Source organism: Nostocoides sp. HKS02 (assembly GCF_009707485.1).
Taxonomy (GTDB): Bacteria; Actinomycetota; Actinomycetes; order Actinomycetales; family Dermatophilaceae; genus Pedococcus.
Window position 1 is genome coordinate 3,400,916 of sequence record NZ_CP046121.1, and the last position, 26,652, is coordinate 3,427,567.

A 26,652-nucleotide genomic window follows, 5' to 3' on the forward strand; every position below is an offset into this window, starting at 1 on the left:
GTTAGTAGCCGTCAGACTCCTCAGCTTCTATTGGGCGGATGGTCTACGGGCCTGCCGCCAGCCTCAGCGGGAGATCGCGCATCGGAGACTTCATGCGAATCCGATCGTCCGACGAGCTGTCTAACCGGTCGGGACCGTCACACCGCCCGGCCCCAAAGTTGCGCCACCGGACGTTTGCCCGTTCTTCGCCGGTGAGCGGCTCTTTCGGTCCTCAACGCATTTGAGCCGAATCGCGTTGTTTTGCGCGCCGAGGATGCACAGAGTAGGCATCCTTACACTCAGCAATGCATGCCGCCCGATCCGAGAGCCTACGGAGCATCCAGCTTGACGAAGCAGATGTTGATCCTGACGTCCACCCCACGCGCCCAGGGATGGTCGTCGAACACCTTCATAGCCGAGATGCAAAAGCACTACGACGTCCGGGCGACCTACTGGGTTAGCAAGGCACGGATCGAAAAGTTGTCCCCGGATCACCGCGACGACTTCATCTGCGTTGAGGACATCGACCCACCCGACATCATCCTCGTCGATCGATGGCTCATCACCGATGGTGAGGCTCGGGTTCCGATCGACTGGCTGCGCGAACGGATATCGCAAGGGGCGCAGGCAGTCATGCTCAATGTCTTTCCGGACGCCAACGACCCCGACCCTGGAGCTGGCGTCTTCCCGTTCTCATGGGAGGCCCCAGCGAACGGGGGGCACGTACCTGCGCGGCCATGACGAGATCTCCGCCGTCGACATCGATCCGTCGTTCATCTGGTGCGGTGTCGAGGAGCTGTGGGGTGTCGACACTCCATACGTCCGACAGAGTTTTGACGGGCTGAGAGGCGTCGGCGTGGCATCGCCGACGGCCCTGCACTTCACCGGAGACATCTTGGCGACAACGCCCAAGACAACGCGTCTTCTGAGCGATCGTGATTTATTCGAGGAGCCCGGCCTTCCGATGGTCTGGGCCCACTGCCGTCCTCTACGGCTCGGGCATGTCGTCTCGATCGCCGGTACGATCACCCGCGATACCGTCTTGGACCACTGTCCAGACAACTCAAAATGGCTAATACAACTATTCGCCAGCCTTGACGAACACTCATATGTTCTTGGGAAGCCTCGCCCGGCAGACATCGGCGTACTGACCGCCCCCTTGGTCAAGGACGGACTGGAAGGGATCATGCATCCCGGCCTGATCGAGGACTTGGCACATCGCTGGGATGAGGCCAGATCCTCCCTAGGCTCGGGGGCAACGCTGGCCTGCATCATCATGCTCGGGGGAGTGTTGGAGGGTCTGCTAGGAGCAAGATTGGAACGCGTCCCGGCCAGGGACCTCGCCGGGTTGGACGGGTGCCCAAAGACCAAGGGCTCAGTCAAGCCCATCTCCGCGTGGAGTTTGGACGAGCGCATCCAAACCGCACGCCGCTTGGGACTCATCGACGCTACGAGCGCTGACTACGCATCTCGGGCGCGCGACTATCGCAATTTTGTACACCCTGGAAGAGGACCCGCCTCAGCATTTACAGCCCGGGACGCCATCCGAATTGCAGATCTGATCGACGAGGTCCGGCAGCAGCTCCTCGTGCTCCCTTAGCTGGCGTGTGGCGCCACCACATCGGTCGCATCGATGCCCTGACGCGCTTCGGCGTTGGGGGCCCTCTAGCACCAGCCGAAGGTGGGTGGGGCTCCCGCAAAGGCGCGCATTTGCCGTTATCGGCGCGGCGCGTCATTCCGCCGCGTCAGACCGCGCCCATGGCCTACGATGAGTGCGGTCCGGCGCCGCGGTCTTGCTGACCGTTTCGGGGCTCGCATCAGTGTTACGTTGCGAGGTGACTCTTAGGGAGCGCATATGTCCGACGTCCCAGAAGGAACCACGGCCCCCCACTCCACGCCGGGTGCAATCGACTGGGGCGCGGGCGAGTACGAGCGGTCGGCCTCAGCGCTTGTGCCGGCCGCGGAGGCCTTGGTCGCAGCGGCCCATCTCGTGCCAGGAGAGCACGTCCTCGACCTTGGCTGTGGGACTGGCACCGTGGCCCTGATGGCGGCACGCGCTGGCGCGGTCACTATCGCGGTGGACCCGGCCGCTCGCCTCCTGGAGGTCGGACGCACCCAGGCTGCAGGCGAGCGGCTGGACATCGAGTTCCTTCCCGGGGAGGCCGCGTCGTTGCCCCTTCCCGATGGCGCCGTAACCGCGGTCCTGTCGAACTTCGGGGTGATCTTCTGTCCCGATCCCGTTGCCGCGGTCAACGAGATGGTCAGGGTGCTGGCGCCAGAAGGACGAATCATCTTCACCGCCTGGCTGCCGGGCGGAGCGATCGGCCAGCTGAACCAGGCCGCGGCGGAGATGGTTCGTGCGGCGTTGGGCGCCCCTGCGCCGCCGCCCCCCTTCGCTTGGCACGACACCGCGGCGCTCACGACCCTCTTCGCGACCCACGACATGACCGTTACAGCCGAACCGCACGAGCTGGCGTTCACTGCGCTGTCACCAGAGGCCTACATGGATAGCGCCAGCACGCACCCCATGGCCGTTATGGGCATCGGGGTTCTCAAGCGGCTTGGTCAGGGCGAGGTGGCTCGCGCCCGGATGCTAGCGATTCTCGAAGACGGCAACGAATCCCCGGACGCGTTCATGAGCACAGGCCGCTTCGTCGTGATCACCGCCGTACGAGGCTGAGCCTCCCAGCTCACATGCCGATGATCGACTCAAACCGGCGGCCACTCGGTGCGTCATACCGCCGCAAGCGGGCTACGTGAGTGTGCTTCGGATTACCGGATCTGCCGATGTGCGCTCGCATCTGACATGGCAGCCTGTGCCGAGTGCCAGCCTGAACGCGGGCGAGCGGTGATAATGCGTTCATGGATTTCACCCCGATGTCGGCACTAACACAGCGCGAGGCATTCGGTCCCCCAGTAGTCGGGGAGCTGCAGTTGGTATCACCGGACGGTCGTTGGCGGTGGACCGGGTCCCGGTGGGTGCCCACGTCGTCCCGACCTTTGCCCTTGACTCTCCGGACCGCCGTGTGGGGCGTGCTGTGGCTGGTGTCGCTCACGCTGTGGATGCCGATTGGCCTTGCGGCGATGAGGGACGACTCGTCCGGTTGGGACGTCATCGGCGTCCTCTTCGTCGCGGCCCTGCTGCTGCCGATCCCTTCGACGCTAGCGTGGGGCGCCCGCATGGGTCGGGCCTCCCGTTGGGTCATCGCCGCCGTGTCAGTTCCCGTCGGAGCCGTGGCTCTGGGGTGTGCCTACGTGTTGGCCTTCATCCTTGGACCTGATTCAAACGCGGACCAAGAGGCCGGAGTCGGAGTTGTCCTCCTCGGTATCCCCTCGCTGCTGGGCTTGGGTGTCCTGGTCGCTGCGGGCGCTGGCATCGGTGTCGCGTGGAGACGCGCTCGCGCACGTCAATCGCGATAGGACGACGGCGCCGTACTCATCTGCCGCAGTCCGAGCTCGCCGGGGATACACACGTAAGCGAACTTGATTGAGCAACGCGAGCCCTCGCATAGCCGCGTGGATGGGAGGATGCGACTGTGAGTGTCGAGCCGGCCCGACGTGGTGTGTACGTTCCCTTCCTTACGGCTTTGGTGGCCCTGTGCGCCGAAGGGATCGTCCTCGCCACGTCGTTCATGGTGGACTATCCAGATCCTGTCCTGACGGCTGCTTGGCTCATTGCACTGGCTGGTCTGCTGATCGTCATGGTTTCGGTGTGGCGGACGTCCCGTTCCTCAGGTGCGAGTTGGCTCTCGACGCTGGGGCGGACGCTGAAGGCTGCCGGGCGGTTCATCCTCGATTTCTTCTGAGGGACCGCCCTCAACTGCCGCGTCCGCGCTCGCCGCGCCAAATCCAAGTAAGCGAACTTGCTTGAGCCTGCGGTCCCCTGGTATTCCTGCGTAGCTCAGCCCGGACATGGCCGATGAGCGGATCTGAGCCCCCACCCATCTGGCGACTGCACGGACGGCTTCAAGACAAAACGACTGGGCGCCTTCGGCGCCATCCCCCACACTGTGGCGGTGAGCAAGGGAACTGGACCTCCGCCAATCGAGTGCGCCTACTGCCATGACAGTGTCCAGGAGCCGCTTTGGCACCATATGGAGCTGGGGCGCGAGGACCCAGATTCGCCGGACCCATGGCCGGGGGATCTCCTGAACCTGTCGTTCTGTTCTGAGCAGCACATGACCGACTACCTGCGGGAGGGGTTGTTGCCGCCGCCTGACTTCTCTCCTGCGGAGCCACTACCGACGCATCGTGTTCGCGAGCTCCTTGACGACATTGCGGTTTTCGGTGGGCTCGGGCTGGCGGTCGCGCTTGCGGTGGTGGGCCTCGTTACGGTCATTCGCTGGCTGACGTGATCGCGTGCCGTCGGGCGTTGCTGTCGCTGTCCGCGCGCAGTCGACTAATACAAGTGAGCGAACTTGCTTGAGCCCGCAGTCTCCTGGGATGCCGTCATGGAACCGTGCCGTCGTGGCGCTCACAAGCCGCTGTGTGGGCAGGTGACAGCCACGTTCCAGGGTTAGACGGTGGGCGGCTTTGACCCGAGCACGAGTCGGCGCAACCAGCCGGGTCGACGTGGCCAACGGTTGAGCCAGTGGTTATCCAGCACCTGGTTCGCGACGACCCGAGGATCGGGATCGCCTTCCCCGCCGCTGACTTGGGCCAAGGCCGTCTTCAGCTCATCGACACCCGACCGGCCCGAAGGCCAGAGCGCTGCGGAGTCCCCGGCGAACGACAGCTGGAGAACCTGGCCGTCGAGGTCATAGAACGTGGCCGACTGGGCCTCATCCCGCTCCATGCGTTGAACGAGGCGGAGCAACGCAGCAGCTGCCCGATAAAACTGGACCTCGCGATTGACAACGACGAAAACAGCTCCTCTGTGCCGTGAGATCACGCGAGACTCCTCTTGTCGGATCAGATGTTCGCATGAACTCGACCGACCATGCCGTTCTCCGAGGCATATACACGTAGGCGAACTTGGTTGAGCCCGCAGTCCCCTGGCATTTCGCTCTTGGGAACGTCCTGTCATGCCGATGACAGTCCGTTAGCGCCGCCGGATTTTTCGACCGTGCGACAATTGACGCCCCAGTGCGCGGATGGTGGGATCGGGCGCGTGGCACTCTTCTCGCGGCGACCGCGCGTTCCGGACACCGCACCCGATGACGCATTCCCGTACTGGAGCTCGATTGCGGCCGGCGAGTTCCGGAGAATGGTGCGGGCCGCGTTCGCTGAAGTCGGCCGCGAGGTCCAGGTCTTCCCGGATCACGTCGTCGACTCCCAGGGGACGCAATTCGGCCTCGCCAATCTCGCCGCGTCGTGCCACAGCGACGAGCGCGGCCGAAAGGCGTGGGCGCAGCTCGTTCAAGAGCACGTCCGCCGAATCACGTCATCCATGGGCGGCCCGTCCGCCTTCGACCAACTCGACGACGAGGACGTGCTATCTGCGACGTACTGCCGCGTGATGCCAACAGCGGACCTGATCCCGGCGATGTCGTACGCCGAAGAGATCGCTCCGGGTCTCGCGTTGGTGCTCAACCTGGACCTTCCAGAGACCGTTCAGTACTTCATGGACGAGCACATCGAGAGGTTTGGGCGCGCCGCCCTGATGGCAGCCGGTATGAAGAACCTGCGCACGGTCCGCGAGGACAAGCGTGAGGCGCTTCAGCATCAAGGCGGATCGATCGAGGTCCTGCTCGGCGAATCGGTCTTCACTGCATCCCTGCTGCTGATTCTGGACGAGGTACTTGATCGACATGATTTCGCGATCGACCCCGAGCTCGGCGCATTCGTAGCTTTGCCAAATCGGAATCAATTGGACTTTCACGTGCTGCGCGAGCGGTCAGCCGTACCTTCACTACAGCTGTTGGCCGGCTTCGCGGCAGCTGGCTATCGCGATGCAACCGGACCACTCAGCCCAGATGTCTATTGGTGGCGTCCAGGCTCGATCGAGCGGGTGTCTCGCCTTTCCGACGATGGAGTCAGGATCGAAGTCAGTCCGGACCTCGCCGAACGGCTTGACGCGCTCCCCGACGCCTGAGAGGTCCTGCGGGCAAGCCCACTCATGCCGCTGTCGGGGCGGTTCGCCCGACCATGCCGCGGTTCGCTCGGCCCGATGTGCGGGCGATGGTCTTCTGCCGGACCTTGGAAGGCCCACACTGACTCATCATGTATCGGGACTTCTGGAGGCTGCACGTTGCCGCAGCAATCGGCATCCCGTGTGCCCTGGGACTGGCTAGCCAATCCAGCGGTTGGGCTGCGGCAGGATGGTTCGCGGCGGCGGGAGTCTGCGCCGCCATCCTTCTGGCCGCGCTGGTGCTCGGAGGCCAAGCGTCGCGTCGCAATCCGGGGCCCGGTCGCCATAGCACGGGGACGCGCCCGAGGTAGAGAGTCACGTCAGCCGACAACGCCCGACCATGCCGCGATCCGCTCGTGTGGCTGCGGGCGAGCGGAACTGCCGAGTTGAGGGTGTCTGCCAGCCTCTCCTGGTGCACGTTGACCTCATGCGCGACAAGGCGCGGTCCATGCCGGAGGACGGGGCTGTGGGCGTCTCGGCTCTCCGCATCTGGCACTGCAACTATCAGTCGCTGAACGCTCTTCGCGGCTATCCGAATCTGGAGACCCTGGTGGTCGCTACATACCCAGACGACAATTTGGAGCGGTTGCTGACCTGGAGCGACTGGAGTACCTGAGGCTGTTGCATCTGCCCGCTGTGACCGACCTCGCGCCTCTGGCGGGGCTGACTCGCTTGCGTACGCTGCGTCTTTCCACGCTGCCCAGCTGGGACGCGTCGGGAAAGGTCCCAACGGTTGACTCCCTGGATCCACTTGCAAGACTGCCTCGCCTCGCCCATCTCGAACTCTTCGGCGTTCGCCCGGTGGACAAGTCCCTTCGTGCTTTCGAAGGCGCTCCCAGCCTCGTCAGCGTTCGGGTCTCGAAGTACCCCAAGCCGGAGGTTCGCCGGTTCTACAAGACGACTGGCTGGAGCGACCAGTTCGCCCCGGGACCTGCAGTGGCTGACTGGCACTGACCGTCCGCTCATGCCGCGATCCACTCGTCAAGCGGTGGTGACGAGCCGCGTCTTGTCGCCGCGTTGCGGCGCAAGAGATCAGGCCGCTCGCAGCGACAGTGCGAGCGTTCGGTGGATCTCAGCGATCACATCGGCCGTGAGCTGGCCTCCTTGCAGCTGGGGATAGAGCTACTTGGGCCACAAAGCCTGCACGCCGCGCGTGGTGAAGGCGCCACCGATGAGTGGCCAGTCGGCTTCGAGGAAGCGCCCCGTGCACTGGAACGTCGTCCTCCAGCACCGCGCGCACGACGTCGACCTGTTTGAGCACTCCATCAACGAGCTTCGTGCAGTCGCGCGTGCCGACGAGAGTCGTTCAACGCGAGGGCGGAAGATGCCACCCTCGATCTCTTGAGGTGAGGACGTCCGCGGTACTTCTTGGGATCGATCTGGGTTGTGCGATTGGTATCGGAGATGCGGAAACAGCTGGGGTTCCCTAGTGGCTAGCTGTTGCGCGCCGTCGAGCTCGTGGACCCTGAGGGCGCCGACGACGGAGCGGGTGGCTCGCCTCTGCTGGTTCGCGTATTGGCGTGTGGAACGTTCGTTGGCCTCTGTTCGCGCCTACTGTGGTGCGTGCACTGGGCGCTCGGGGTGGTGTGAGTCGGGAGGGTGTGTGCTTGCCTCCATCGAGGTGATGTGGTCGCAGCGTGATGTGCAGCTGCTGCTGGTGTTGTGGGCGTGTGTTGCCGTGGTGGTGGCTGCTCGCTTGGCGGCTCGGGGCCGGGCGTGGGTTACCCCGGCCGCGGTGACGGTCGCGTGTGGGCTGATTGTGTCCGTGACGCTGAACCCCGGCCTTGGGCTGTCCGGGGACCCATCCGGTCGGCTGCGTCAATGCTGGCGCGGACTGATCGCCGTGGCGGTCTTGCGGGAGGCGTTCATGAGCCCGGGCGGCAGGTTGAACGTGACGCTCTTTGTCCCACTCGGGGTGCTGGCCTATGTGATGTCCCGCAGGGCCATGGTCGCGGTCGCAGGGGCGACCGTGTTCTCGTTGGGGATCGAGTTGGCGCAGGTCTTCTTGGTGTCTCATGACTGTTCGTCGGTTGACTGGCTGTCGAACGTCTCTGGGGGCGTCATCGGGACTGTCATTGGTGTGGTGGCGGTTGGGCTTCGGCGCGCAGCGACGCCTGCCGTCGCCCGACCAGCCCACCCGCCCCCACCCGGGACGATCCTCGACCTCCTCCCATCGTTTTCGAAGGACACCGACATGCTCATCCACCCGTGGGACGCCGCCCTGGACACGGCCGAGTGGCAGGAATGGCTGGCCCGCACAGACCGGTTCGGGGTCGTTGCGGTCAACAACATTGACCCGACGTTGGCGCCGCTCGTGGTGCCCACCCATTTCACCATCGTGGCGGGCGAGCTTCTGCTTCATCTCGCCCGGCCAAACCCTGTCTGGCCGCACCTTGAGGCCGCCGCGCAGGTGCGCCTGGCCGTGGTCGGCGACTACGCGTACATCCCCAGCCACTGGCGCGCCAAGGCGGGCGGCCCCGACGAGGACGGCGTCCCCACCAGCTACTACACCTCGGTGCAGTTCGTGTGCCGCCCCACCGTCGTCGACGACCCTGCCGGCAAGGTGACCATCCTCGACACCCAGCTCGCGGACCTCCAGCCCGAAGGCGGACACGCGAAGGTCGCGGTGGACGTACCGCCCTACGGGCGCATGCTCGCCGGGATCCGCGGCATACGCCTGCAGATCCTCGGCGTCGACGCGAAGTTCAAGTACGACGACGCCAACCCCGTCGACCACCGAGCGCGAGTCAGCGACCACCTCGACCACCGCGACCACGCCCTCGACCGGGGCGCCGCCACCCAGCAGCGCCGCCGACTGGGCCGGATCGGGGAGTGGAAGTCCCGGCGAGCCACGTCATGACCACCGTCGTCCCAGCCAACACGGTCCCGCCATGGACCCTGGCCCTCACCGCGATGTTCTCCGTCCAGCTCGGCTCAGCCCTGTCGGTGAACCTCATCCACGACGTCGGAGCCGCCGGGTACGCCGACAGGACATCCCGGCGCTGGTTGGGCTCGGAACCACCACGGGGCTGGTCGCCAACGAAGGCCGACAGCGGGCTCGAACCCCACCTCGTGAGCTCCATCAGCTAGTGGTCTCGGTCTCCGGTCTCGGTCTCCCAGCTGTCGCGACGCCCGGCGCTTGCCGTCCTCATCCAGGCAGCAGAGGCATCCGCCGCTTGCTACGGTTCCCTCGGCGGTGCCGACCGCTGACGGAGGCGACACGATGCAGCAGGAGCACGAGCGTGAGCTGGCCGGTGACGTCGGGTCGGCAGCCCCAGCACGTATGCCGCGTGTCCCCAGCCCCGGCAATCGCACGCGTCTGGTGCTCGCCAGCGCGCTCATGCTGTTCGTGGAACTGGCCCTGATCCGCTGGACGTCCTCGAACAACCTCTACCTGGTCCACATGACCAACTTCGTCCTGCTGGCCAGCTTCCTCGGCATCGGCCTGGGCTTCCTGCGCGCCAAAGCCGGCCGCGACCTCTTCCCGCTGGCACCAGTGCTACTCGCGGGCCTGGTTGGCTTTGTCCTGGCGTTTCCCGTCCGCACGGGGACCGGACGCGGTGGCCAGTGGGAGCTCGTGGGACTGTTCGACCTGCCGCCCCTGCCGCGCCCGCTCAGCCTTGCTGTCGTCTTCGTGCTCACCTCGGCGACGCTGATGGCGCTAGGGCAGGAGGTGGCCCGGACCTTCGGCACCTTCGAGCCGCTCGAGGCCTACCGGCTCGACGTCGTCGGCAGCCTGGCCGGCATCGCCTGCTTCGCTGCCCTGTCGTTCCTCTGGCTTCCGCCGGTGGGCTGGGGCACTGTCGCTGTAGCGCTGTTCGTCGTCCTGCTCGGCCGTCGGGCCCGGCCCGGGCCTGCGCTCGCACTCGGCGCCCTCGTCCTCATGCTCGGGGCGGAGTCCTTCGTGGGCACCTTCCAGTGGTCGCCCTATTACAAGATCCACACGACAGAGATGGCCGGCGGCCTCGTTCGCGTCGAGGTCAACGACACTCCGCTGCAAACCGCCCTCCCGCTCTCGGTGATCCGGCGCAGCTCGCCGTTCTACCTCTACCCCTACACCTATGCCGGCTCGCGCGACGACGTCCTCGTCATCGGCGCCGGGACAGGCAACGATGTGGCGGTGGCCCTGGACCAGGGCGCCAAACGGGTGGACGCCGTCGAGATCGACCCCGCGCTCCTGCAGCTCGGCCGGGACCGCCACCCTGACCGGCCCTACTCCGACCCGCGAGTGACCACCTACGTCGACGACGGCCGGGCGTTCATGGAGCGCACCGAACGCCGTTACGACCTCATCCTGCTCGCCTTGCCCGACTCGGCGACCATCGTCACGGGCCAGTCGGCACTGCGGCTCGAGAACTACCTCTTCACCACGCAGGCCCTGGAAAGGGCCCGCTCGCTCCTGAAGGCGGACGGCACGTTCGCCATGTACAACTACTACGAGCCATGGCTGCTCGACCGCTACGCCAACACGGTGCGGACCGTGTACGGCACGGCCCCGTGCGTCCAGCTCGGCCCGAGCTACGGACCGCGTCAGCAGGCCGTGCTCAGCCTGCGCAAGGACGCCAGCACCGGTGGGTGCACGACCACCTGGGCGCCGCGAACCGCCGCGCTCGAGCCGTCGGTCGACGACCGCCCGTTTCCCTACCTCGCGTCGCGGTCCATCCCGTCCTTCTACCTCTGGATGCTCGGCCTCGTCCTGCTGGCCTCCGTCGTCGGGGTGCGTTCGGTCGCGGGTCCACTGCGCACCATGCGGCCGTATGCCGACCTGTTCTTCATGGGCGCTGCGTTCCTGCTCCTGGAGACCAAGAACGTCGTCCAGTTCGCGCTGCTCTTCGGCACAACGTGGGCGGTGAACGCTGCGGTGTTCGCCGGCGTGCTCCTGAGTGTCCTCGCGGCGATCGAGGTCGCGCGTCGCGTCTCGTTCCGTCGGCCGATCCTGCTCTATGCGGGCCTCCTGGCCGCCCTGGCCGCGGCCTGGCTGATCCCTCAGGACGCGCTGCTGGAGCTCTCCCTGATCCCCCGGTTTCTGGCCGGAGTGACGATCGCGTTCCTGCCGGTCTTCATAGCCAACCTGCTCTTCGCGGTGCGGTTCAAGGGCATCGGCTCGAGCACGGTCGCCTTCGCGGCGAACCTCCTCGGGGCGATGGTGGGCGGGGCGCTTGAGTACCTCGCGCTCATCTTCGGCTTCAACGCGCTGCTTGTCCTGGTCGCGGTCCTCTACGGACTAGCGCTGCTCACCGGACGCAGGCACCTGGTCGTCCCACGCTTGGCTCAAGGCAGCCATGCGCGCGGCCGCTCATGAGTCCACCTTCAACGTCGCGCTCAAGCGGTGGCGATCACGCGTCGAGGTCGACCTGGGTTGCGCGAGGCCCTACTTCACCTTGCTGAGATGGACCATGGCGTCGTAGAGCTGCTCGTCCGTCATCGGCGGCTCGGGGATCGAGTGTGCCCGCTCGGCCCGGTAGGCGTCGAGCATGAGGTGGAGCTGGCGCCGCCAGGCCGTGGGCGCCTTGGCGCTGGTGGCGTCGATGATCCGGCCATTGGACCAGATCAGGTTGACGATGTCTGCCCGAGTGATGTCCGCGCGAGCCCTGCCGGCTTCTTGGGCTCGGGCGAGGACGTCATCGATCTGTTGGCACATCACGTCGTGAATGTGCTCGGTCTCAGAGTTGCCGGGGAAGCGGCGGGAGAGGAAGTCGTTGAAGCCGCGGTCTCCTGCTTGGACGGCGAACAGGTTGTTCAGGTAGGCGACGAACCCGTCCCAGGGATCGTCCATCGCCAGGGCCTTGTTGGCCCCGTCGACGAACTCCTGGAGCCGAGGCCTGAGGGCAGCCATGAGCAGGTCCAGGCGAGTGGGGAAGTGCCGGTACAGCGTGCCGATGGCGACACCGGCATCGCGGGCGATCTTCTCCAAGGAGGCATCCACGCCGTGGGCGGCGAACTCGGCCTGCGCCGCGGCGATGAGCTTGTCGCGGCTTTCCCGGGCGTCCCGGCGCAGCGGCCTCTGCATCTGCTGGACCTCGCTCTGGCTCACTCCATCAGTCTACCGACGATGGTGAGGACGGCCTCCGTTTCTGGGCTGCTCGCGAGGGGTCGAACCCCCAGCTCCTGAGCATTCGACGATTGATCTGCCAATCGGAGGGCCCCCTCCGGAATAGAATGAGGGGTGCCTCCGGTTGTGATCCATGCAAGCCGAGGTGCCTCTCCTGGCATCCGCCCACAACGCACGGAGGAACCGTCATCATGACCACCATCAGCATCATTGGCTCGGGCAACATGGCCGCCGCGATCGGCACCCGGGCAGCAAAGCACGGCCACACGGTCGAGCTCTTGAGCCGCAACACCGCCAAGGCTCAGGCGCTCGCCGACCAGATCGGCCACGGGGCCACCGTGGGCACGTTCGGCGCACCACCGGCAGGTGACATCGTCATCGTGGCCGTCCTGTACAGCGGCGCGGTTGATGCAGTCGAGAAGTACGGCGATGCACTGGCCGGCAAGATCCTCGTGGACATCTCCAACCCGTTCAACGCCGATGCCAGCGGGCTGGTGACCACTAGCTCGGCTGCTCAGGAGATCGCGGCTGCCGCTCCTGAGAGCGCCCGCGTCGTGAAGGCGCTGAACACGATCTTCGGCCAGGTCCTTGCCAAGGGCACGCCGCTCGACGCGTTCATCGCGGGCGACAGCGCTGAGGCGAAGTCAACGGTCGCGGCGTTCCTGGAGAGCTTGGAGCTGCGGACCCTCGACGCAGGAGGGCTGCAGGCAGCCTCGATCCTCGAGTCGGCCAGCCTCCTGCTGGTGGGGCTGGCCAGTAATGGTGCCGGCTTCGACCTCGCCCTGGGCGCCGAGGTCCACTGAGGTCCTTTTGGGTCCGCTTGCCGAGCACGAGCGAGGGGCCGGTAGCGCGTTCATTGGGCATTCCCGGGTCGGGGGCCCGGGGGCCAGTGGACGGGTCCGGTCCCATGCGGACCGAGGTTGCGCGACGGGGCGCAGAGGTGCCCGGCATAGAGGCCGACCTGCGCTCCCTGCAGGCGTTCCCGCAGCTCCTGGATCTGCTGGGCTCCGCCTTCGCATCCGCCCATCGCCGGGCCGCCGGAAATCGCTCTGAGGATGCCCTGATTGTCTCTTGCCGCCGCGAAGTCAAAGAGGAAAGGTTATGCGGTGACGGCAGCGCCGTCGGGGCGCTGCCCCGATCAAGGGAGCACGTCGTGCACGCACGCACCACCACGATCCAGGCGGACCGCTCCAAGGTCGAGGACGGGATCGCCCGCGTCCGGGACCAGGTCTTCCCCGCCGTCACGGCCATGGACGGCTGTGCCGGGATGTCCCTGCTCGTCGACCGCGAGTCGGGTCGCTGCATCGCCACGACCTCGTGGGAGTCGGAGGCCGCCATGCTGGCCAGCGCCGAACAGGTGAAGCCCCTGCGAACCGGCGCGGAGCAGAGCTTCGGAGCGACTTCCAGCGAGGTTGCGACCTGGGAGGTCGCCGTGATGCACCGCGACCACGCCAGTCCCGAGGGGGCATGTGCTCGCGTCACCTGGCTCAGCGGGGACCAGGGGCTGGCCGACCGGGCTGCCGATGTCTACCGGACGCTCATCCTCCCCACGCTGCAGGAGTGGGACGGCTTCTGCAGCGCGAACCTGATGATCAGCCGGGAGTCCGGTCGCATCGTCGGCACGGTGACCTTCGAGACGCGGGCCCACCTCGAGGCCACCCGTGAGGCCGCCAAGGACCTGCGCCAACGGGCCAGCGAACGGCTGAACGCAGCAGTCGACGACGTCGCCGAGATGGACGTGGCCATGGCGCACCTGCATGTGCCCGAGCTCGTCTGAGCTCCCGCCGTCCTGAGGGGGTGACCAGTCGTGGGGGACGGCAACGCGACAGAAGACCCCGAGCACCCGATCGCGGTCATCGCGATCGGGCGCTCCGGGATGACCGGAGGTTCCGAGCCCACGCGCCTAAGAAGGCGCAGTGGTCGTCGTGGATGCCAAGAGCCGTCGCGCGCGTCGACCCAGGTCATTGAGGTCCACCCGGCCGGCGTCAGCTGCGGCTGCCAGGCGAGCGGCCAGGTCCAGCGCCTCGTCCAACTCAGGCGCGGCAAGGGCGGCCTCCTGCCCCATGTCACGAAGGATCGTGGCCTCGGTCCTTGATGCAATCAAGGGATCGGCGACTCCATCGATCCAGACCCGGGTGCGTCGGCCGTCGCCGCGCTCCTCTCCGGTGATTCGCTCGAGCGCGAAGATGCGGTCGGCACGTGCGAACTTGCCGAACCCCAAGGCCACCATGCGAGTGTCCGACGCCACGTGCCCATCTTGACACTCGCCACCGACATCAGTCTCGGCTGCCATGGACGAGGAGTCGGGCGGGGCCAACGACCATCATCCCCATTTCGGCTTGCCCTCCGGCTCGCCCCAGACGTGCAGCGGCGCCATGAGAGTCCAGGACTCGAAGTTCTGCACCTTGTGGCCAAAGACGCAGTAGGACATGGGCGTACGCGAGTACTGCCGAACCTCGGTTCCGATGATGGATCCCTCACCGAGCAGGCTGATCACCAGGCCTTTCGGGGTGTGCGTGTAACAGACCCAATAGGACGGCGCGGGGTCTGATGCAGTCGCCCAGCGGACCTGTTCCTCTCGCGCCTTCACAATCTCCTCGCGGACGTTGCGGTCGATGGTGCTGTCGGCCCACCCTCGGCTGTCGAGGTCGCTCACCTCGAAACCAGGGATGATTCCACCTGGACCGCGAGCTACCGCGAAGTCTGCGACGGTGGCAGCCCTGGGGTCGTCGTCCAGGACTCCCAGCCCCTGCAGGGAGGCCCTCAGGACGAGCGCTTGCGCCTGGGGATCGGCCATGTCGTATCGAACTTCAGCTGCGTCCACGCCGCTGCCTTCGATGCCTGCGCTGACCACCACCGCCTGGAACCCGGCGGACGCCTTGCCGGAGGTCTCGGCTCGGCGGACGAACTCGAGGACGGACCCGATCATGCCTCGGAACCTCAGCCGTATCCTTTCGGGGTTGAGGTACATGGTCGGGTATGGCTCTGCCCTGAATGCCAACCACGCGACGATGTTCTCGACTGGCTGCATCTCAAGAGGCATGGCGCACCTCCGCGGTCGTGGTCGGCATCGAACTCGTGGCCACCGTGCAGCGACCGGGTTAGGCCGTGCCCTGCCAGGCCGGAGCGACCTGCCGGTAGTACGACCTCCCCGCGACCCTGCTCAGGAGAAAGGTGACCGGCGCCGGGATCGTCGAGCGGTAGTACGCGCGCTCCTCGTCGGGCATCCCGTCCTGCACCCATGCCATCCAGCGCCCCGAGGCGGCGAGGGACTCCGGCCGCAGGCGCTTCTCGACGGCCTTCCACTCGGGCGTCTCGAGATGCGGCAGCAGCAGCGGCTCGAGCTCCCTCTCCTCATGGTTCAGGTGCCGCTCCACGACCTCGTGCGCTCGCCGCATCGTGTCCCGAGCGGCGTGCGCATCCATGGCCGAACCGGTCGCGGCGTAGGCGGTCATGGCTGCTCCTGCCTCGGCAAGCGCGTCCGCCATGGCCTCGTGCTCGGCCTCCATGACCTGCACGAGCGCACTCGCCCCCTCGACGCTGGCCAGGAACGGGAAGACGTGGCTGTCCTCGCCCACATGGTGGTGCTTGAGCTCGCGGTACAGGTTCGCGTATGCCGCCTCCAGCTGGCGCGCGCGAGCCGGGTCGCCATCGGGCGAAGCGTCGAGCGCGGACTCGAGGCGGGTGAGATCACGGCGGACCGCCGCATGGATCACCCGGTTCATCGTCATGGGGCTGCTCATCCGGCCGACGCTAGTGGACCACCTCTGTCGTCGGATCCGACATTTGCGCTACCAGCCGGCGGTGCCGCTCACCCACCCGTATGCCGCGCGGCATACGGGTGGGCGAGCGGCGTGCGAGCGGTCAGCTGGCCGCGATGGAGACCGAGGCCGTCGAGAGGCTGCCACCGAGGATCCCCACGTAGGCGGACGAGCACGAGGGCCGGTTTGCCGTGACGTTCGGGATCGCCGCGGGCGAGTTGCAGCTCGGCTGGTTGACGGTCAGGGTCGCCGCACCGAAGCCCGTCTTCCCGGTGATCTGCCACGCGTCACCGAGGGTGCCGATCAGCAGGATGCTGCCCGAGGGACGCTGGAGGGTCACGTTGCAGGTCGCCGTGCCCAAGGTGACGATCCCACCCGGCCAGTGCTGCGCGAAGTCAGTGTCCTTGACCCCGGTGATCGAGTTCGTCAGCGTCGTGGAGGAGCAGGTGGGCGGTGGGGTCGTCCCACTGCAGACCAATGCGCCGGCCATCGTGAAGCCCGTCACGGACTGCCCGGTCGGACACGTCAGCCCGGCCAGCCCGGTGATTCCGGGCACGCCCTGCGGCCCGGCAGGTCCCGCGGGTCCCGTGGCACCCATGGGACCAACGGGTCCCGCGGGTCCGGTTGCGCCGACAGGCCCGGCGGGTCCTTGGATGCCCTGCATGTTCCAGGAGATCGGGACCTCAGAGGGTCGGCACGTCTTGCTCCCGACGAGCAGCCGCAGCATCCCCTGGTTCTTCTGGTAGCAGGCATTGATGACGCCCGAGGCGGGCACGTGTTGAGCCGGTGGAGTCTTCGCGGCGACGGCTTGCATGCCCGTCAGGAGCAGGGCAGCGGAACCGATCACCGCCAAGGAAACTCGCCAGTTGGGTCGAGACATCGTGGATCCTTCCGGTCAGAAGGGTGCGTAGGATCCGGCCCTTTGCCGGATGCGTTGCGTCGCCCGCGTTGGACGCTACTCAGAGCCGCACGATGCGCTATCGGTCAAAAGCCTGAGTTTGATGAACAACGGCCCTGTTCATGACTTTTCATCTCGGTATGCCCGTGATCGGCCCGTTTTGCCGGATACCGCGCTCCGGTGCGGGCGTCGACGTACCACCGCAGGACGCGGGTCAACCACCCGGGGGGGCAACTCAGTGCTCTTGGCGTGCGAACCAGGGCTTGGCGAACTACGGCTTGACCGTCTCGCCCAGCTGCCGGTCACGGATGCGACGAGCTGTGGCCCATGACGCGATGCCGGTGAAGAGGACCGCCGCCAGGATCTCACCGATCCCCTCACGGACCAACTGTAGGCGCCGACCGTGCCGGCCATCGGCGCAGTGGGACAGGACTTTGCGCCTCACCGAGTCGTCAGGAAGTCGCGGCAGGCGCCGGTCTCAGGCGCCTCCGCTCGATGATGCTCGTACCTGTCACGACGCTCATGGGTGGCACGTCCGTTGCGACGACGGCACCCGCCCCGACGACCGAACCACGACCGATGGTGACTCCGGGCGTGACGGTGGCCCCGGCGCCGATCCAGACGTCCTCCTCGATGGCGATCGGGGCGTGCGTGATGAAGTCGTACCGCTCATCGAGCTCGACGGGATGGCCAGCGGTGCTCAGCGTCACCCGGGGACCGATGAGCACCCGATCACCGATGGAGATGCCGCCCAGGTCGAGGAAGAAGCATCCCTGGTTGATGAACACGCGCTCTCCGAACGAAGCGCCGAGGCCGTAGTCGCAGTAGAACGGCGGGAGGATCGACAGTGACTCGGGCACGGGGCCACCGAAGATCTCGGCGAGCAACGTCCTGCGCTCGTCGAGGTCGTCGAACGCCAGCAGGTTGAGGCGAGAGGTCAGGCTCATCACGAGCTGCACACGCTCGGCGAAGGCTCGTGACTCAGCCGTTCGGGTCTGTAGTCGTTGCTCGTTGCGCACGAGGTCGATGCTGGCACGGCTAGGGTCGAACACATGCACGAACACCAGGGGTTCGATGACGCGGCCGCGACGTGGGACGACGACCCGGGCCATGAGGAGCGGCAGGTCGCGGTGGCCCGGGCCATCGAGGAGGCCGTGACGCTGACCCCTCGGATGAGTGCACTCGACGTGGGTGGTGGCACGGGTCGGCTGAGCATCCTGCTCTCCAGACGGGTCGGTTCCGTTGTCGTGACAGACCCGTCCGCGGGGATGGTGCAGGTAGCCCGGGAGCGGATCCAGGCGGCCGGGCTCAGTGACCGACTGCGCGCCGTCCAGGTCGACCTCACGGCAGACCCGCTGGAGGGCACCTACGACGTGGTGTGGAGCTCCATGGCGTTGCACCACGTCCACGACCTCGACGCACTACTGCGGTCCCTGGCGGGACTCCTGGTCGAGGGCGGTCGACTGGCCATCGCCGACCTCGACGAGGATCGCGACGGTGCCTTCCACGCCGACAAGGCGGACTTCGACGGACACGACGGGTTCGACAGGCACCGTCTCGCCGAGCAGTTGGCCCAGGCCGGATTCGGCGCGGTCAGGTTCGTTGAGGCCACGACCATCCGCAAGGGCGACCGCGAGTTCGGCGTGTTCCTGTGCACGGCGACCAAGGGCGCCTGAGCCGAGCCGAGTGACGGCACCTCGGTCAGCCCGCGCGGAACCACCGCTTCTTGGTGGGCGGCGCATCTGCCTTGTCGCGAGGCGGGGTCTCGACGTCCGATGCGGTGCCCTCGAAAGCTTCGGCGGTGCCCTCGAGGGCGATGAGCTGGAGACTGAGGAAGTAGCCAGACTCTTGGTCTCCGGTGACGGACTCGAGCTCGACGTGACCTGATTCGGCGAGGAAGTGGAACGCGTCCAGGCCCGGGAGGCGCAGCTCCGAGATCCACACCGCCTCAAGGAAGCTCGACACCTGACGCTCCGACGTGCCAGGGCGGTAGTGGACCAGGGCGACCAGCAGACGCTCGGGGTCGTCGGTGACCTCCACCTCGACCCCAGTGAACATGACACTGGACGCCAGCCGTTGACGGAGCCTGGACGCGGCAGCGTCGATCAGCGCACCGGAGGCTGGCGGCAGGCTGGTCGTCACCGCGGTCCTGAGTCGTAAGAATTCCACGCGGTCCACGCTGGTGAGACTGCACGACGACGGTCGAATGAGCAACTGCCTCGCGTGACTGGCTTCGCGTGCCGCGTCTGGCTGGCTTGGCGTGCCCCGTCTGCCGCGAGCCGGGTCCTCCACGCGTAGGCTGGCGCAACGGCGTCTGAGAGGGATCATCGATGAAGGTTCTTGTTGTAGAGGACGACGTGGACATCCAGGATCTTGCTATCCACCTGCTCGGGCGCGCCGGGTACGACGTCGTGGTCGAGGGCGACGGTGAGGCCGGCCTGGCTGCCGCGCTGACGCAGCAACCCGACCTCGTGGTCCTGGACTGGATGATGCCGGCGATGACCGGGGTCGAGGTATGCCGGGCCATGCGTGCGGACCCTCGGGCGAAGAACATCGCCGTCCTGATGCTGACGTCCAAGGCCCAGGAGGCCGACATCGACCAGGCCTTTACCGCGGGAGCCGATGACTACATGGTCAAGCCGTTCCGGGGCAGCGAGCTGGTCAGCCGGGTCAGGTCGCTGACGGCCAGGTAGCTGTGAGCGCCAGGTGCACAGCGTCCGCCATTCGACCTGTCGTGACAGGAGTCCCCCGTGCGAGCACAGATCTTCTTCATCACCCTGGCTGTCGATGACCTCGACCGCGCCGTCAGCTTCTACCGCGACGGGCTGGGCTGGCCGACTGAGGGAGTGGTGGGCAGCGAGTTCCATGACGAGGTCACCGGCGCGGACGGGACCATCGCCTTCGTCACCCTCGAGGATGGCCTGAAGCTCGGCCTCTACGAGCGAACGAACCTCGCCAAGGACGCCAGCCTGCCCCTTGGCCACCCCAGTTCGGCGCAGTTCAGTCTCGGCATACCGGCCACCTCTCGAGAAGATGTCGACGCGATGCTCGAGCAAGCGAGCCGCGCGGGCGGGACCCTCACCGCTCCCGCCCACCTTCGGCCCTTCGGCGTCTACTCCGGTTACTTCACCGATCCCGACGGACACCTCTTCGAGGTGGCCTGGGACAGCAACGCCTAGCACCAGGAAGGGCTGACGTCGCACGCCGCGGCGCTGGCTGGGGAATGCAGGTGGGTTCCCGAACCTGTTGTTCTCGGCACTGGGCTGCCAAGATGCGTTCATGCCAGCTGCTCGCCGAGCTACGTCGTGACGACAACGAACACCCTCCGGCTCGCCGACGCCGACATCGTCTACGACGTCCATGGCGAGCTGCCGTCCCCTGACGGGCGCCCGCCGCTGTTCATGATCGGCCAGCCGATGGACGCCAGCGGCTTCATGGCCTTGGCCTCCTACTTCCCTGACCGAACGGTCGTTACCTACGACCCCCGTGGGCTGGGTCGCAGCACCCGCCACGACGGTCGCGTCGACCACGCCCCCACCGGCCAGGCCGAAGACGTCCACGCGCTGATCCAGTCGCTCGCCGCCGGCCCGGTCGAGATGTTCGCCAGCAGCGGTGGCGCCGTGACCGCACTCGCGCTCGTCGCGGCATACCCCGACGACGTCACCACGCTGGTGGCCCACGAACCGCCGCTGATCCACGTGCTCCCCGATGCCGAAGCCATAGAGCGCGCCCTCGCGGAGGTCCAGGACGCCTACCAGGCGGGCGGGCGGAACGCCGGCATGGCGGCATTCATCACGATGATCTCCTGGCGTGGAGAGTTCACACCGGCCTACTTCGACCTGCCGCCCGCCGACCCCGCCGCGTTCGGGATGCCCGGCGACGACGACGGATCCCGCGACGACCCGCTCCTGTCTGACCGCTCCTCGGCGGTGAGCGGCTACCGACTCGAACTCGAGGCCCTGGCCGCGTCGCCCACCCGCATCGTGGTCGCCGTCGGCGAAGAGTCGCTGGACATCTTCACCGGGCGGACCTCCCTGGCCGTCGCCGGGCTTCTCGGGCAGGAGCCGACGGTGTTCCCGAGCCACCACGGCGGGTTCGTCGGCGGCGACTCGGGGTATGCCGGCAAGCCCGAGGAGTTCGCGCGCACGCTCCGTGAGGTCCTCGGCTGAGGTCCCCGCGCGGCCAGCTCACCGCCGCGCTCGCCTATCGAGGCGGTAGAGGCGTCAGGCCGTACCGTTCGACCAGGTCGGGCACCCAGGGCGCGTCCTGGAAGACCAGGCCGTGCTTCTCGGCGAGCTGCGCGAGCTCGTCGGGATCGGGTGGCCCGTCCGTGAGCTGGTCTGCCAGCCCCCAGAAGAAGTGCTCGAAGCCTGCGGGACTGATGATCTCGACCATCCTCGCCGGGGTGGTGCCCGCGTTCCACATCGTGTGCAGCTCGCCGCGCGGTTTGGTGATGTAACCGCCCGCCTCGAGGACGACCTCACGGTCACCGGATCGGAAACCGATCGCACCCTCGGTGACGATGGAGTACTCGTCCTCCAGCGTGTGCAGATGGGGCGGGACGAGAGCGCCCACCGGAAACGGGTGCTCGACGACGGAGACCAAACCGTTGGTCTGTTCCCCGAACAGCTTGAACACCACCCCGATCGAGCCGAGGGACCCTTCGCGCCCCTCGCCGGGCTGGAGCACGGTCAGCGGCGGAGCCTCGAAATCTGGCACGAAACACCTCTTCCTCACGGTGAAGCGACGGATATGGAAATACACTGGTGTTCATCCAATGTCCTCCCGACCCCAGGCGGTGTCAACGCTTTGACTGAACAATCCCGTTCATCCAAAAGTCGCGCGTACCGGATGCGGCAGCGCGCGGAGAGCATGGCGGAGACGCGCCTTCGGATCGTGGAAGCCACCTCGCTGCTCCACGAGAGCGTCGGGCCGGCGCACACGACGATCTCGGGGATCGCGGAGCGCGCCGGTGTCACGCGGCTGACGGTCTATCGGCACTTTCCGGACGACGAGTCCCTGTTCGCGGCCTGCTCGGCCCACTGGACTGCTCAGCAGCGTCTTCCCGATCCGGCAGCGTGGGCCGGCGTCGCCGACCCCGAGGAGCGGTTGCGGGTCGGGTTGACCGACCTGTACCGCTTCTACCGGGCTGGTGAGCCCATGCTTCGACGGATCTACGGGGACTGGGACTGCCTGCCCGCGACGATCCAGGCCGAGCTCTCACGGCGGGACGTTGCTCTGCGTGACGTACTTCTCGAGCCGTTTGGCCCCTCACGACCCAAGCGGCTGGTCGCCGTCCTGGGGCACGCCGTGTCGTTCTGGACCTGGCGATCGCTCTGTATCGACAACGGGCTCACGAACCCCTCCGCGGTGTCTGCGATGACCGCGCTCGCCCACGCCGTCGCCCCAGCGGAACGGAGGTCTCCACGGCGATGAGTCTGGCGGCGCCGATGCTTGCTGAATCTATCGAGAATCGATAGATTCACATCGTCATTCGATGGAAGGGGGATGCGATGGGGAAGCTGACAGTGGGCGCGCTGCGGGCGGTGCTCCTCGGCGTACTCGTCGGGACCGTGCTGGTCCAGGCCTTGATGGTGTGGGCGTTGGTCACCCGCCCGGGGGACGGGGCGCTCCCGCTGACTCCGCTGCGCGCCGTCACGATCCTGGGCATGGCGGCGGTCCAGGTCGCCGTGGTGTGCGTGTGGCGGCTGGTGACGATGGTGCGACGCGGAACCGTCTTCTCGCACGCCGCTTTTCGGTACGTGGACGGCGTGATCGGCGCGATCGTGGCGGCTTCGGGCGTGTGGTTCGCGGTCACCATCCTCAACGCCCCGGGTCAGCGGGCCGACCCAGGCGTCACCATCATCATGGGCGGAATCGGGGTGGCCATCCTGGGGGTTGCCCTCATCGTGCTGGTGCTGCGGATGTTGCTCGCCCAGGCCGTGGCGCGCGACGTCGAGGCGACGCAGCTGCAGGCCGAGCTGGACGAGGTGATCTGATGCCGATCGCCGTCGACATCGACGTGATGCTGGCCAGGCGGAAGATGTCCGTGGGCGAGCTCGCGGACCGCGTGGGCATCACGCCCGCCAACCTGGCCGTCCTCAAGAATGGGCGTGCCAAGGCGGTGCGCTTTGCGACGCTTGCTGCCTTGTGCGAGGTGCTCAGGTGCCAGCCGGGCGACCTGCTGCGCTGGGAGGCCGAGGACGCGCAGGCCCATGAGCTGGATCGCCGATCACCCGCAGCATCGTCCTGACCCTGTCGGGCGATGAGTTTCGCGCTCGCGCAGGGTCTCTCTACCGACCAGACACCAGGTATCCCGGAGGCCGCATGCGCAAGGTCGTGCTCTACACCCTGCAGTCCCTCGACGGGGCGGTCGACGATCCCGATCGGTTCTTCGCCCAGAGCCAGGAGCGGGCCGAGGTCCCCGAGTTCGACTCCGCGATGCTGGACAACGAACAGAGGATCATCGCCGCGCAGGACACGGTGCTGCTCGGCCGCTCCATGTACGACCAGTGGTCGCGGTTCTGGCCGACCGCGGACTACGAGCCGTTTGCCAGCTTCATCAACGGCGTCAAGAAGTACGTGGTGACGTCCTCGCCGTTGTCGAGCACGTGGCGCAACGCAGAGGCAGTCCATGCGCCAGTGGAGGACTGGGTGCGCGACCTGAAGGCCACGCCCGGGGGTGACATCGGTGTCCACGGCAGCATCCAGCTGGCGCAATCGCTGCTCGCGGCGGGACTTGTGGACGAGCTGCAGCTCGTGGTGGGCCCGACGGTCGGATTCACGGGACGGAGGCTGTTCAGCAGCACCGACGACATCCGCCGCCTTGACCTCATCAGCGCACGGCCGACCCCCAGCGGCGCGGTGCTGCTGACCTACCGTATGCCGTGAGCGTCGCGCTCGGGCTTTCGCGTCCACCTCGGTCGCGCTTTACTCGTGGGTACGCCGGGCTTGTGGTCGGCGCGGTACTCCGGCGCGTGATGGAAGGGGGGACGGTCGTGCAGGGTGACCACTACGGCAAGGCCAGGTTGAGCGTTCGTGAGGTCGCGGGGATGGTGGACCTCCTGGTCTTGGATCCGAGCGGGTCAGCGCAGGACGTTGCCGACGCGTGCGGCACCGCCGCCCGCGCACATCTGGCGACCGTGTACTGCCTTGGCCACAGGGTGAAGGCCGCCGCGGATCAGCTCGCCGGGTCGGGCGTCGGCGTCGGCACGGTCGTTCCTGGGTCCGATGCAACCGGTGACCTCTCGCTCACGATGTCAAAGGCCAAGCAGTCCTTGGATGCTGGCGCGACCGAGATCGCCGTGATCGTCGCGAACCGGTGGTGGCGTGAGCACGGTGACGCGGTGCTGGCCCGGGAGGTCCGCTCGCTCGCAGGGCTCGCGGCCGACCACGACGCGGCGCTCAAGGTCGTCTTCCTGACGGGCGGACTCGACGAGGCCGAACTGGTCCGGGGATGCCGGCTGGCGGAGGAGGCCGGCGCGCGGATCCTGCAAGGTGGGTCGTGGTTCACCTCGGACCGGTCCACCTTGGCGGAACTCCACGTGATGCGGGCGGCGGTCAGTGCCGCGGTCGTCGTCAAGGGTGCCGGCTACATCAAGTCGCTCGACCTCCTGCTGCTCGGCTACGCGCACGGGCTCGGTCGGTTCAATGTGCAGCGGGTCGACGAGCTGCTGGCCGATGCGATGCATCGCAGCGAGGGTGGCGACCTGCTCGTCCCACCGATGAACGACCTGCACCCGCAGATTCCCCTCTGACGGCGTATCCGCGCGGGGGCCAGGCCTTTCCGTCGAGACGAGGTGTCAGGAGCGGTGGTGGCCACCACGGGCGTTGGGCGCGACCTCGATGAGGACCTTGCCGACGACGCCGGTCTCGACTGCCGCGTGCGCCTCGGCGGTGTCCTCGAACGCGAACCAGTGCAGTGGCAGGCCCGCACTCTCACCGACCTTCAGCGCACCGTCCTCGACGGCCGCGCGGACGCCAGCGATGGCGTGTGCCTTGGCCTGCTCCGACACCGTGTAGACGAGGACGCCCTGCCAGCGCAGGTTCTTGGTCATGGCCTGCCGGATGGCGAGGCGGACGTCGTCGGAGCCGTCGTCGGCATAGAAGGCAATCGTCGCGTTCGGTGCGGCGACCGTGTGATCCAGAGTGGCGTTCGCGTCTGGAGCCACCTCGACGAAGAGGTCGACTCCTTCGGGAGCGATCGCGCGGACCTGTTCGACGGCGTTCCCGCTGCGGTAGTTGACGACCTGGTCCGCGCCCGCCGCCAGGGCCAGCGCGGCCTTGGCCGGCCCGCTGACGGTCGTGATCACGTGCGCCCCCGCCCATCGGGCGAGCTGGATGGCGGCGTTGCCCACAGCTCCCGCGCCGCCCGCGACGAGCACTGTCTTTCCGGACAGAGCGCCCCGAGCCAGCCGCTCTGGACCTCCTTCGGCCACGGTGAGGGTGCGGTGCGCGGTGAGGGCTGGGATCCCAAGGGCTGCGCCGAGTGCGAATGGGGCATGGTCCGGCAGTGGCACGGCGTGTCGCTCGGGCAGCACGACCTGTTCCTGGGCGGTGCCGTCCGGGCGCTGCCAAGCGGCCTCCCAGATCCAGACCCGCTCGCCGAGCCTCGACGCGGGCACCCCTGGACCGACTGCGTCGATGATTCCGGCACCATCCTGGTTCGGCACCTGCGCGGCGATCCCGGGCGGAAGCCCGCCTGCGCGGCGCTTCCAGTCGGTGGGGTTGACGCCTGAGACGTGAATCCGCACGCGGACCTCGCCTGGTCCGGGCTCGGGGATCGGCCTGTCGACCAGGTGCAGGACCTCAGGCCCGCCGGCGGAGGTGTAGACGATCGCCTTCATGACCGATGAGCCTTCCTGGACGGGCAGGGTTCCCTGCGGTGCGCGTGTCCGCAGATGAGCTCAGCTGTCGGGCCCACTGGCTGCCACGTCACGGGCAGCCAGCCACGACTCGAACCGTCCGCGCGACGAGGCGAGGAACCTGTGGAGCTGGGGCTCGAAGTCCGCGACGCGGTGGCGCAGCTCGAACATGCGGTAGTCAACCAAGCGGTCCGGATCGCAGCGGTGGCCCAACTCGGTAGAGCGCTCGACTGAGTCGCCACACTCCGTGCACGGCATGAACCTCGACATAAACATGAAACACGTCCTTCAGGGCAAACGGAACATTTCCAGTGTGCCCCCAAAACCGGTCTCGAAGAGCGTTGTGGGCGCTCGCTTTCGGGTCCTAGGCTGGCTCTCGCGGAGCAGCAGGTGCCAAGAGCGGAGGCTCTGATGGCAGACAGTGCAAACCTTGCAACCAGCCTTTACGAGGCGTGGAACCGGCGTGACTTCGACACGCTGGCGAGCCTCGCCGGCCCGGACACCGAGATCGTCCTGGTCGGCAGTGGCGAAACCCTCCGGGGACCTGAAGGCGCCCGGAAGTACGGAACGATGTGGGCCGATGCGTTCCCCGACGGCTCCATCACGATCGATCGGGTCATCCCCTCAGGCGAAACCGTGGCGGTCGAGTTCACCGGCCGCGGTACGCACACAGGCGACCTGGTCACACCCATGGGAGTGTTCCCTGCGACAGGCAAGTCCGTCACGCTGCAGCTCTGCGACGTGTACGAGTTCCGGGACGGCAAGGTCCGCTCCCAGCACGCATACCTGGACAGCGGTTCACTCACCGCCCAGCTCGGGCTCACCGGGCAGGCGGCCACCACCCAGCTTCAGGCTGGGGAACAGTAGTACCTGACCAACACCGGCACCTGCCCCGCTCCGTGGTCCCCCCACTGCCGCGGTCTCCGCTGCTGTCGAGACGAGGTCGATCCGCCTTGTGTCACCGCCGGCACAGACGCGCGCCGTCACCGCCCGGACACTCGGTCGAAGGCCCCTGGCAGTCCCACCCA

General features: G+C 67.1%; 33 protein-coding genes and 1 pseudogene. 23 read left to right on the plus strand and 11 right to left on the minus strand.

Going from position 1 to position 26,652, the window contains the following annotated elements; genetic code table 11:
• Window positions 1-324 precede the first annotated feature (324 nt).
• The 5 genes from GKE56_RS16360 to GKE56_RS16380 all read left to right on the plus strand — a co-directional run bounded on the left by GKE56_RS16360 (window position 325) and on the right by GKE56_RS16380 (window position 4,334).
• Window positions 325-720 (plus strand): hypothetical protein, encoded by a 396-nt coding sequence (locus GKE56_RS16360; RefSeq protein ID WP_154685446.1) that lies wholly within the window; start codon window positions 325-327, stop codon window positions 718-720.
• Entirely contained in the window at window positions 620-1,579 is a 960-nt protein-coding gene (locus GKE56_RS16365) for a hypothetical protein (RefSeq protein WP_154685447.1), read from the plus strand. The genes GKE56_RS16360 and GKE56_RS16365 overlap by 101 nt, the downstream gene beginning before the upstream one ends.
• 255 nt (window positions 1,580-1,834) lie before the next feature.
• Window positions 1,835-2,659, plus strand: a complete 825-nt coding sequence (locus GKE56_RS16370; protein WP_154685448.1) for a class I SAM-dependent methyltransferase — start codon at window positions 1,835-1,837, stop codon at window positions 2,657-2,659.
• Between the two features lie 856 nt (window positions 2,660-3,515).
• Complete coding sequence (locus GKE56_RS16375; RefSeq protein WP_154685449.1) at window positions 3,516-3,785, plus strand: hypothetical protein; 270 nt, start codon at window positions 3,516-3,518, stop codon at window positions 3,783-3,785.
• Between the two features lie 372 nt (window positions 3,786-4,157).
• Complete coding sequence (locus GKE56_RS16380; protein ID WP_154685450.1) at window positions 4,158-4,334, plus strand: hypothetical protein; 177 nt, start codon at window positions 4,158-4,160, stop codon at window positions 4,332-4,334.
• A 161-nt stretch (window positions 4,335-4,495) separates the two neighbouring features.
• On the opposite strand, the gene GKE56_RS16385 is transcribed toward GKE56_RS16380, so the two are convergent.
• Entirely contained in the window at window positions 4,496-4,774 is a 279-nt protein-coding gene (locus GKE56_RS16385; RefSeq protein ID WP_154685451.1) for a hypothetical protein, read from the minus strand.
• Between the two features lie 315 nt (window positions 4,775-5,089).
• Between GKE56_RS16385 and GKE56_RS16390 the strand changes: the two genes are divergently transcribed.
• The 6 genes and pseudogenes from GKE56_RS16390 (at window position 5,090) to GKE56_RS16410 (ending at window position 11,351) form a co-directional block, all read left to right on the plus strand.
• Window positions 5,090-6,013, plus strand: coding sequence for a hypothetical protein (locus GKE56_RS16390; protein WP_154685452.1), 924 nt, complete (start codon window positions 5,090-5,092; stop codon window positions 6,011-6,013).
• A gap of 448 nt (window positions 6,014-6,461) precedes the next feature.
• Window positions 6,462-6,665, plus strand: a complete 204-nt coding sequence (locus GKE56_RS16395; RefSeq protein ID WP_154685453.1) for a hypothetical protein — start codon at window positions 6,462-6,464, stop codon at window positions 6,663-6,665.
• 1,251 nt (window positions 6,666-7,916) lie between these two features.
• Window positions 7,917-8,117 (plus strand): annotated as a pseudogene (locus GKE56_RS18445) (VanZ family protein); the annotation flags it as partial.
• Between the two features lie 126 nt (window positions 8,118-8,243).
• Entirely contained in the window at window positions 8,244-8,909 is a 666-nt protein-coding gene (locus tag GKE56_RS16400; protein ID WP_230209046.1) for an FMN-binding negative transcriptional regulator, read from the plus strand.
• Window positions 8,906-9,139, plus strand: coding sequence for a hypothetical protein (locus tag GKE56_RS16405; protein WP_154685455.1), 234 nt, complete (start codon window positions 8,906-8,908; stop codon window positions 9,137-9,139). The genes GKE56_RS16400 and GKE56_RS16405 overlap by 4 nt, the downstream gene beginning before the upstream one ends.
• Window positions 9,140-9,245: 106 nt before the next feature.
• Window positions 9,246-11,351 carry a hypothetical protein gene (locus GKE56_RS16410; RefSeq protein ID WP_230209047.1) on the plus strand — a complete coding sequence of 702 codons (2,106 nt, stop codon included), beginning with the start codon at window positions 9,246-9,248 and terminating at the stop codon, window positions 11,349-11,351.
• A 69-nt stretch (window positions 11,352-11,420) separates the two neighbouring features.
• Here the strand turns inward: GKE56_RS16410 and GKE56_RS16415 are convergent, their stop codons facing one another.
• Window positions 11,421-12,083, minus strand: coding sequence for a TetR/AcrR family transcriptional regulator (locus tag GKE56_RS16415; RefSeq protein ID WP_230209048.1), 663 nt, complete (start codon window positions 12,081-12,083; stop codon window positions 11,421-11,423).
• A gap of 209 nt (window positions 12,084-12,292) precedes the next feature.
• Between GKE56_RS16415 and GKE56_RS16420 the strand changes: the two genes are divergently transcribed.
• Together GKE56_RS16420 and GKE56_RS16425 are read left to right on the plus strand one after the other, a co-directional pair.
• On the plus strand, window positions 12,293-12,904 hold the full coding sequence (locus GKE56_RS16420; protein ID WP_154685456.1) for an NADPH-dependent F420 reductase: 612 nt from the start codon (window positions 12,293-12,295) through the stop codon (window positions 12,902-12,904).
• Window positions 12,905-13,254: 350 nt separating this feature from the next.
• Entirely contained in the window at window positions 13,255-13,878 is a 624-nt protein-coding gene (locus GKE56_RS16425) for an antibiotic biosynthesis monooxygenase (protein ID WP_154685457.1), read from the plus strand.
• Between the two features lie 126 nt (window positions 13,879-14,004).
• On the opposite strand, the gene GKE56_RS16430 is transcribed toward GKE56_RS16425, so the two are convergent.
• From GKE56_RS16430 to GKE56_RS16450, 5 genes are all read right to left on the minus strand, one after another.
• Window positions 14,005-14,349 (minus strand): hypothetical protein, encoded by a 345-nt coding sequence (locus GKE56_RS16430; protein WP_154685458.1) that lies wholly within the window; start codon window positions 14,347-14,349, stop codon window positions 14,005-14,007.
• Between the two features lie 75 nt (window positions 14,350-14,424).
• The gene (locus GKE56_RS16435) at window positions 14,425-15,144 is read right to left on the minus strand and encodes a hypothetical protein (RefSeq protein WP_154685459.1); all 720 of its coding nucleotides are present in this window, start codon (window positions 15,142-15,144) and stop codon (window positions 14,425-14,427) included.
• A 58-nt stretch (window positions 15,145-15,202) separates the two neighbouring features.
• Entirely contained in the window at window positions 15,203-15,844 is a 642-nt protein-coding gene (locus GKE56_RS16440; protein ID WP_154685460.1) for a hemerythrin domain-containing protein, read from the minus strand.
• Between the two features lie 121 nt (window positions 15,845-15,965).
• Window positions 15,966-16,742 carry a hypothetical protein gene (locus GKE56_RS17955; RefSeq protein ID WP_304650404.1) on the minus strand — a complete coding sequence of 259 codons (777 nt, stop codon included), beginning with the start codon at window positions 16,740-16,742 and terminating at the stop codon, window positions 15,966-15,968.
• Window positions 16,743-17,212: 470 nt separating this feature from the next.
• Window positions 17,213-17,707, minus strand: a complete 495-nt coding sequence (locus GKE56_RS16450) for a sugar O-acetyltransferase (protein WP_230209049.1) — start codon at window positions 17,705-17,707, stop codon at window positions 17,213-17,215.
• Between the two features lie 105 nt (window positions 17,708-17,812).
• On the opposite strand from GKE56_RS16450, the gene GKE56_RS16455 reads away from it, so the two are divergent.
• Complete coding sequence (locus GKE56_RS16455; RefSeq protein WP_154685462.1) at window positions 17,813-18,436, plus strand: class I SAM-dependent methyltransferase; 624 nt, start codon at window positions 17,813-17,815, stop codon at window positions 18,434-18,436.
• Window positions 18,437-18,461: 25 nt separating this feature from the next.
• Here the strand turns inward: GKE56_RS16455 and GKE56_RS16460 are convergent, their stop codons facing one another.
• The gene (locus GKE56_RS16460) at window positions 18,462-18,929 is read right to left on the minus strand and encodes a hypothetical protein (protein WP_154685463.1); all 468 of its coding nucleotides are present in this window, start codon (window positions 18,927-18,929) and stop codon (window positions 18,462-18,464) included.
• 161 nt (window positions 18,930-19,090) lie between these two features.
• Here GKE56_RS16460 and GKE56_RS16465 point away from each other — a divergent pair, with 161 nt between their 5' ends.
• The 3 genes from GKE56_RS16465 to GKE56_RS16475 all read left to right on the plus strand — a co-directional run bounded on the left by GKE56_RS16465 (window position 19,091) and on the right by GKE56_RS16475 (window position 20,929).
• Window positions 19,091-19,453, plus strand: coding sequence for a response regulator transcription factor (locus GKE56_RS16465; RefSeq protein ID WP_154685464.1), 363 nt, complete (start codon window positions 19,091-19,093; stop codon window positions 19,451-19,453).
• Between the two features lie 57 nt (window positions 19,454-19,510).
• Window positions 19,511-19,939, plus strand: coding sequence for a VOC family protein (locus GKE56_RS16470; protein WP_154685465.1), 429 nt, complete (start codon window positions 19,511-19,513; stop codon window positions 19,937-19,939).
• Window positions 19,940-20,065: 126 nt separating this feature from the next.
• On the plus strand, window positions 20,066-20,929 hold the full coding sequence (locus GKE56_RS16475; protein WP_154685466.1) for an alpha/beta fold hydrolase: 864 nt from the start codon (window positions 20,066-20,068) through the stop codon (window positions 20,927-20,929).
• 34 nt (window positions 20,930-20,963) lie between these two features.
• On the opposite strand, the gene GKE56_RS16480 is transcribed toward GKE56_RS16475, so the two are convergent.
• The gene (locus tag GKE56_RS16480) at window positions 20,964-21,479 is read right to left on the minus strand and encodes a cupin domain-containing protein (protein ID WP_154685467.1); all 516 of its coding nucleotides are present in this window, start codon (window positions 21,477-21,479) and stop codon (window positions 20,964-20,966) included.
• Window positions 21,480-21,656: 177 nt separating this feature from the next.
• Here GKE56_RS16480 and GKE56_RS16485 point away from each other — a divergent pair, with 177 nt between their 5' ends.
• From GKE56_RS16485 to GKE56_RS16505, 5 genes are all read left to right on the plus strand, one after another.
• Window positions 21,657-22,196, plus strand: coding sequence for a TetR/AcrR family transcriptional regulator (locus GKE56_RS16485; protein WP_230209050.1), 540 nt, complete (start codon window positions 21,657-21,659; stop codon window positions 22,194-22,196).
• Window positions 22,197-22,273: 77 nt separating this feature from the next.
• Window positions 22,274-22,759, plus strand: coding sequence for a DUF2975 domain-containing protein (locus tag GKE56_RS16490; RefSeq protein WP_154685469.1), 486 nt, complete (start codon window positions 22,274-22,276; stop codon window positions 22,757-22,759).
• A complete protein-coding gene (locus GKE56_RS16495) occupies window positions 22,759-23,013 on the plus strand; it encodes a helix-turn-helix transcriptional regulator (RefSeq protein WP_154685470.1) in 255 nt (84 codons plus the stop codon). Before GKE56_RS16490 ends, GKE56_RS16495 begins: the two co-directional genes overlap by 1 nt.
• Window positions 23,014-23,087: 74 nt before the next feature.
• Entirely contained in the window at window positions 23,088-23,651 is a 564-nt protein-coding gene (locus GKE56_RS16500; RefSeq protein WP_154685471.1) for a dihydrofolate reductase family protein, read from the plus strand.
• The gene (locus tag GKE56_RS16505) at window positions 23,648-24,517 is read left to right on the plus strand and encodes a hypothetical protein (RefSeq protein WP_154685472.1); all 870 of its coding nucleotides are present in this window, start codon (window positions 23,648-23,650) and stop codon (window positions 24,515-24,517) included. Before GKE56_RS16500 ends, GKE56_RS16505 begins: the two co-directional genes overlap by 4 nt.
• A gap of 45 nt (window positions 24,518-24,562) precedes the next feature.
• Here the strand turns inward: GKE56_RS16505 and GKE56_RS16510 are convergent, their stop codons facing one another.
• Together GKE56_RS16510 and GKE56_RS16515 are read right to left on the minus strand one after the other, a co-directional pair.
• Window positions 24,563-25,606 carry an NADPH:quinone reductase gene (locus tag GKE56_RS16510; RefSeq protein WP_154685473.1) on the minus strand — a complete coding sequence of 348 codons (1,044 nt, stop codon included), beginning with the start codon at window positions 25,604-25,606 and terminating at the stop codon, window positions 24,563-24,565.
• Window positions 25,607-25,666: 60 nt separating this feature from the next.
• Window positions 25,667-25,810 carry a hypothetical protein gene (locus tag GKE56_RS16515; protein ID WP_154685474.1) on the minus strand — a complete coding sequence of 48 codons (144 nt, stop codon included), beginning with the start codon at window positions 25,808-25,810 and terminating at the stop codon, window positions 25,667-25,669.
• A 225-nt stretch (window positions 25,811-26,035) separates the two neighbouring features.
• On the opposite strand from GKE56_RS16515, the gene GKE56_RS16520 reads away from it, so the two are divergent.
• Window positions 26,036-26,491: an ester cyclase gene (locus GKE56_RS16520; protein ID WP_154685475.1), complete on the plus strand. Its 456-nt coding sequence runs from the start codon at window positions 26,036-26,038 to the stop codon at window positions 26,489-26,491.
• The last annotated feature ends 161 nt before the right edge of the window (window positions 26,492-26,652 follow it).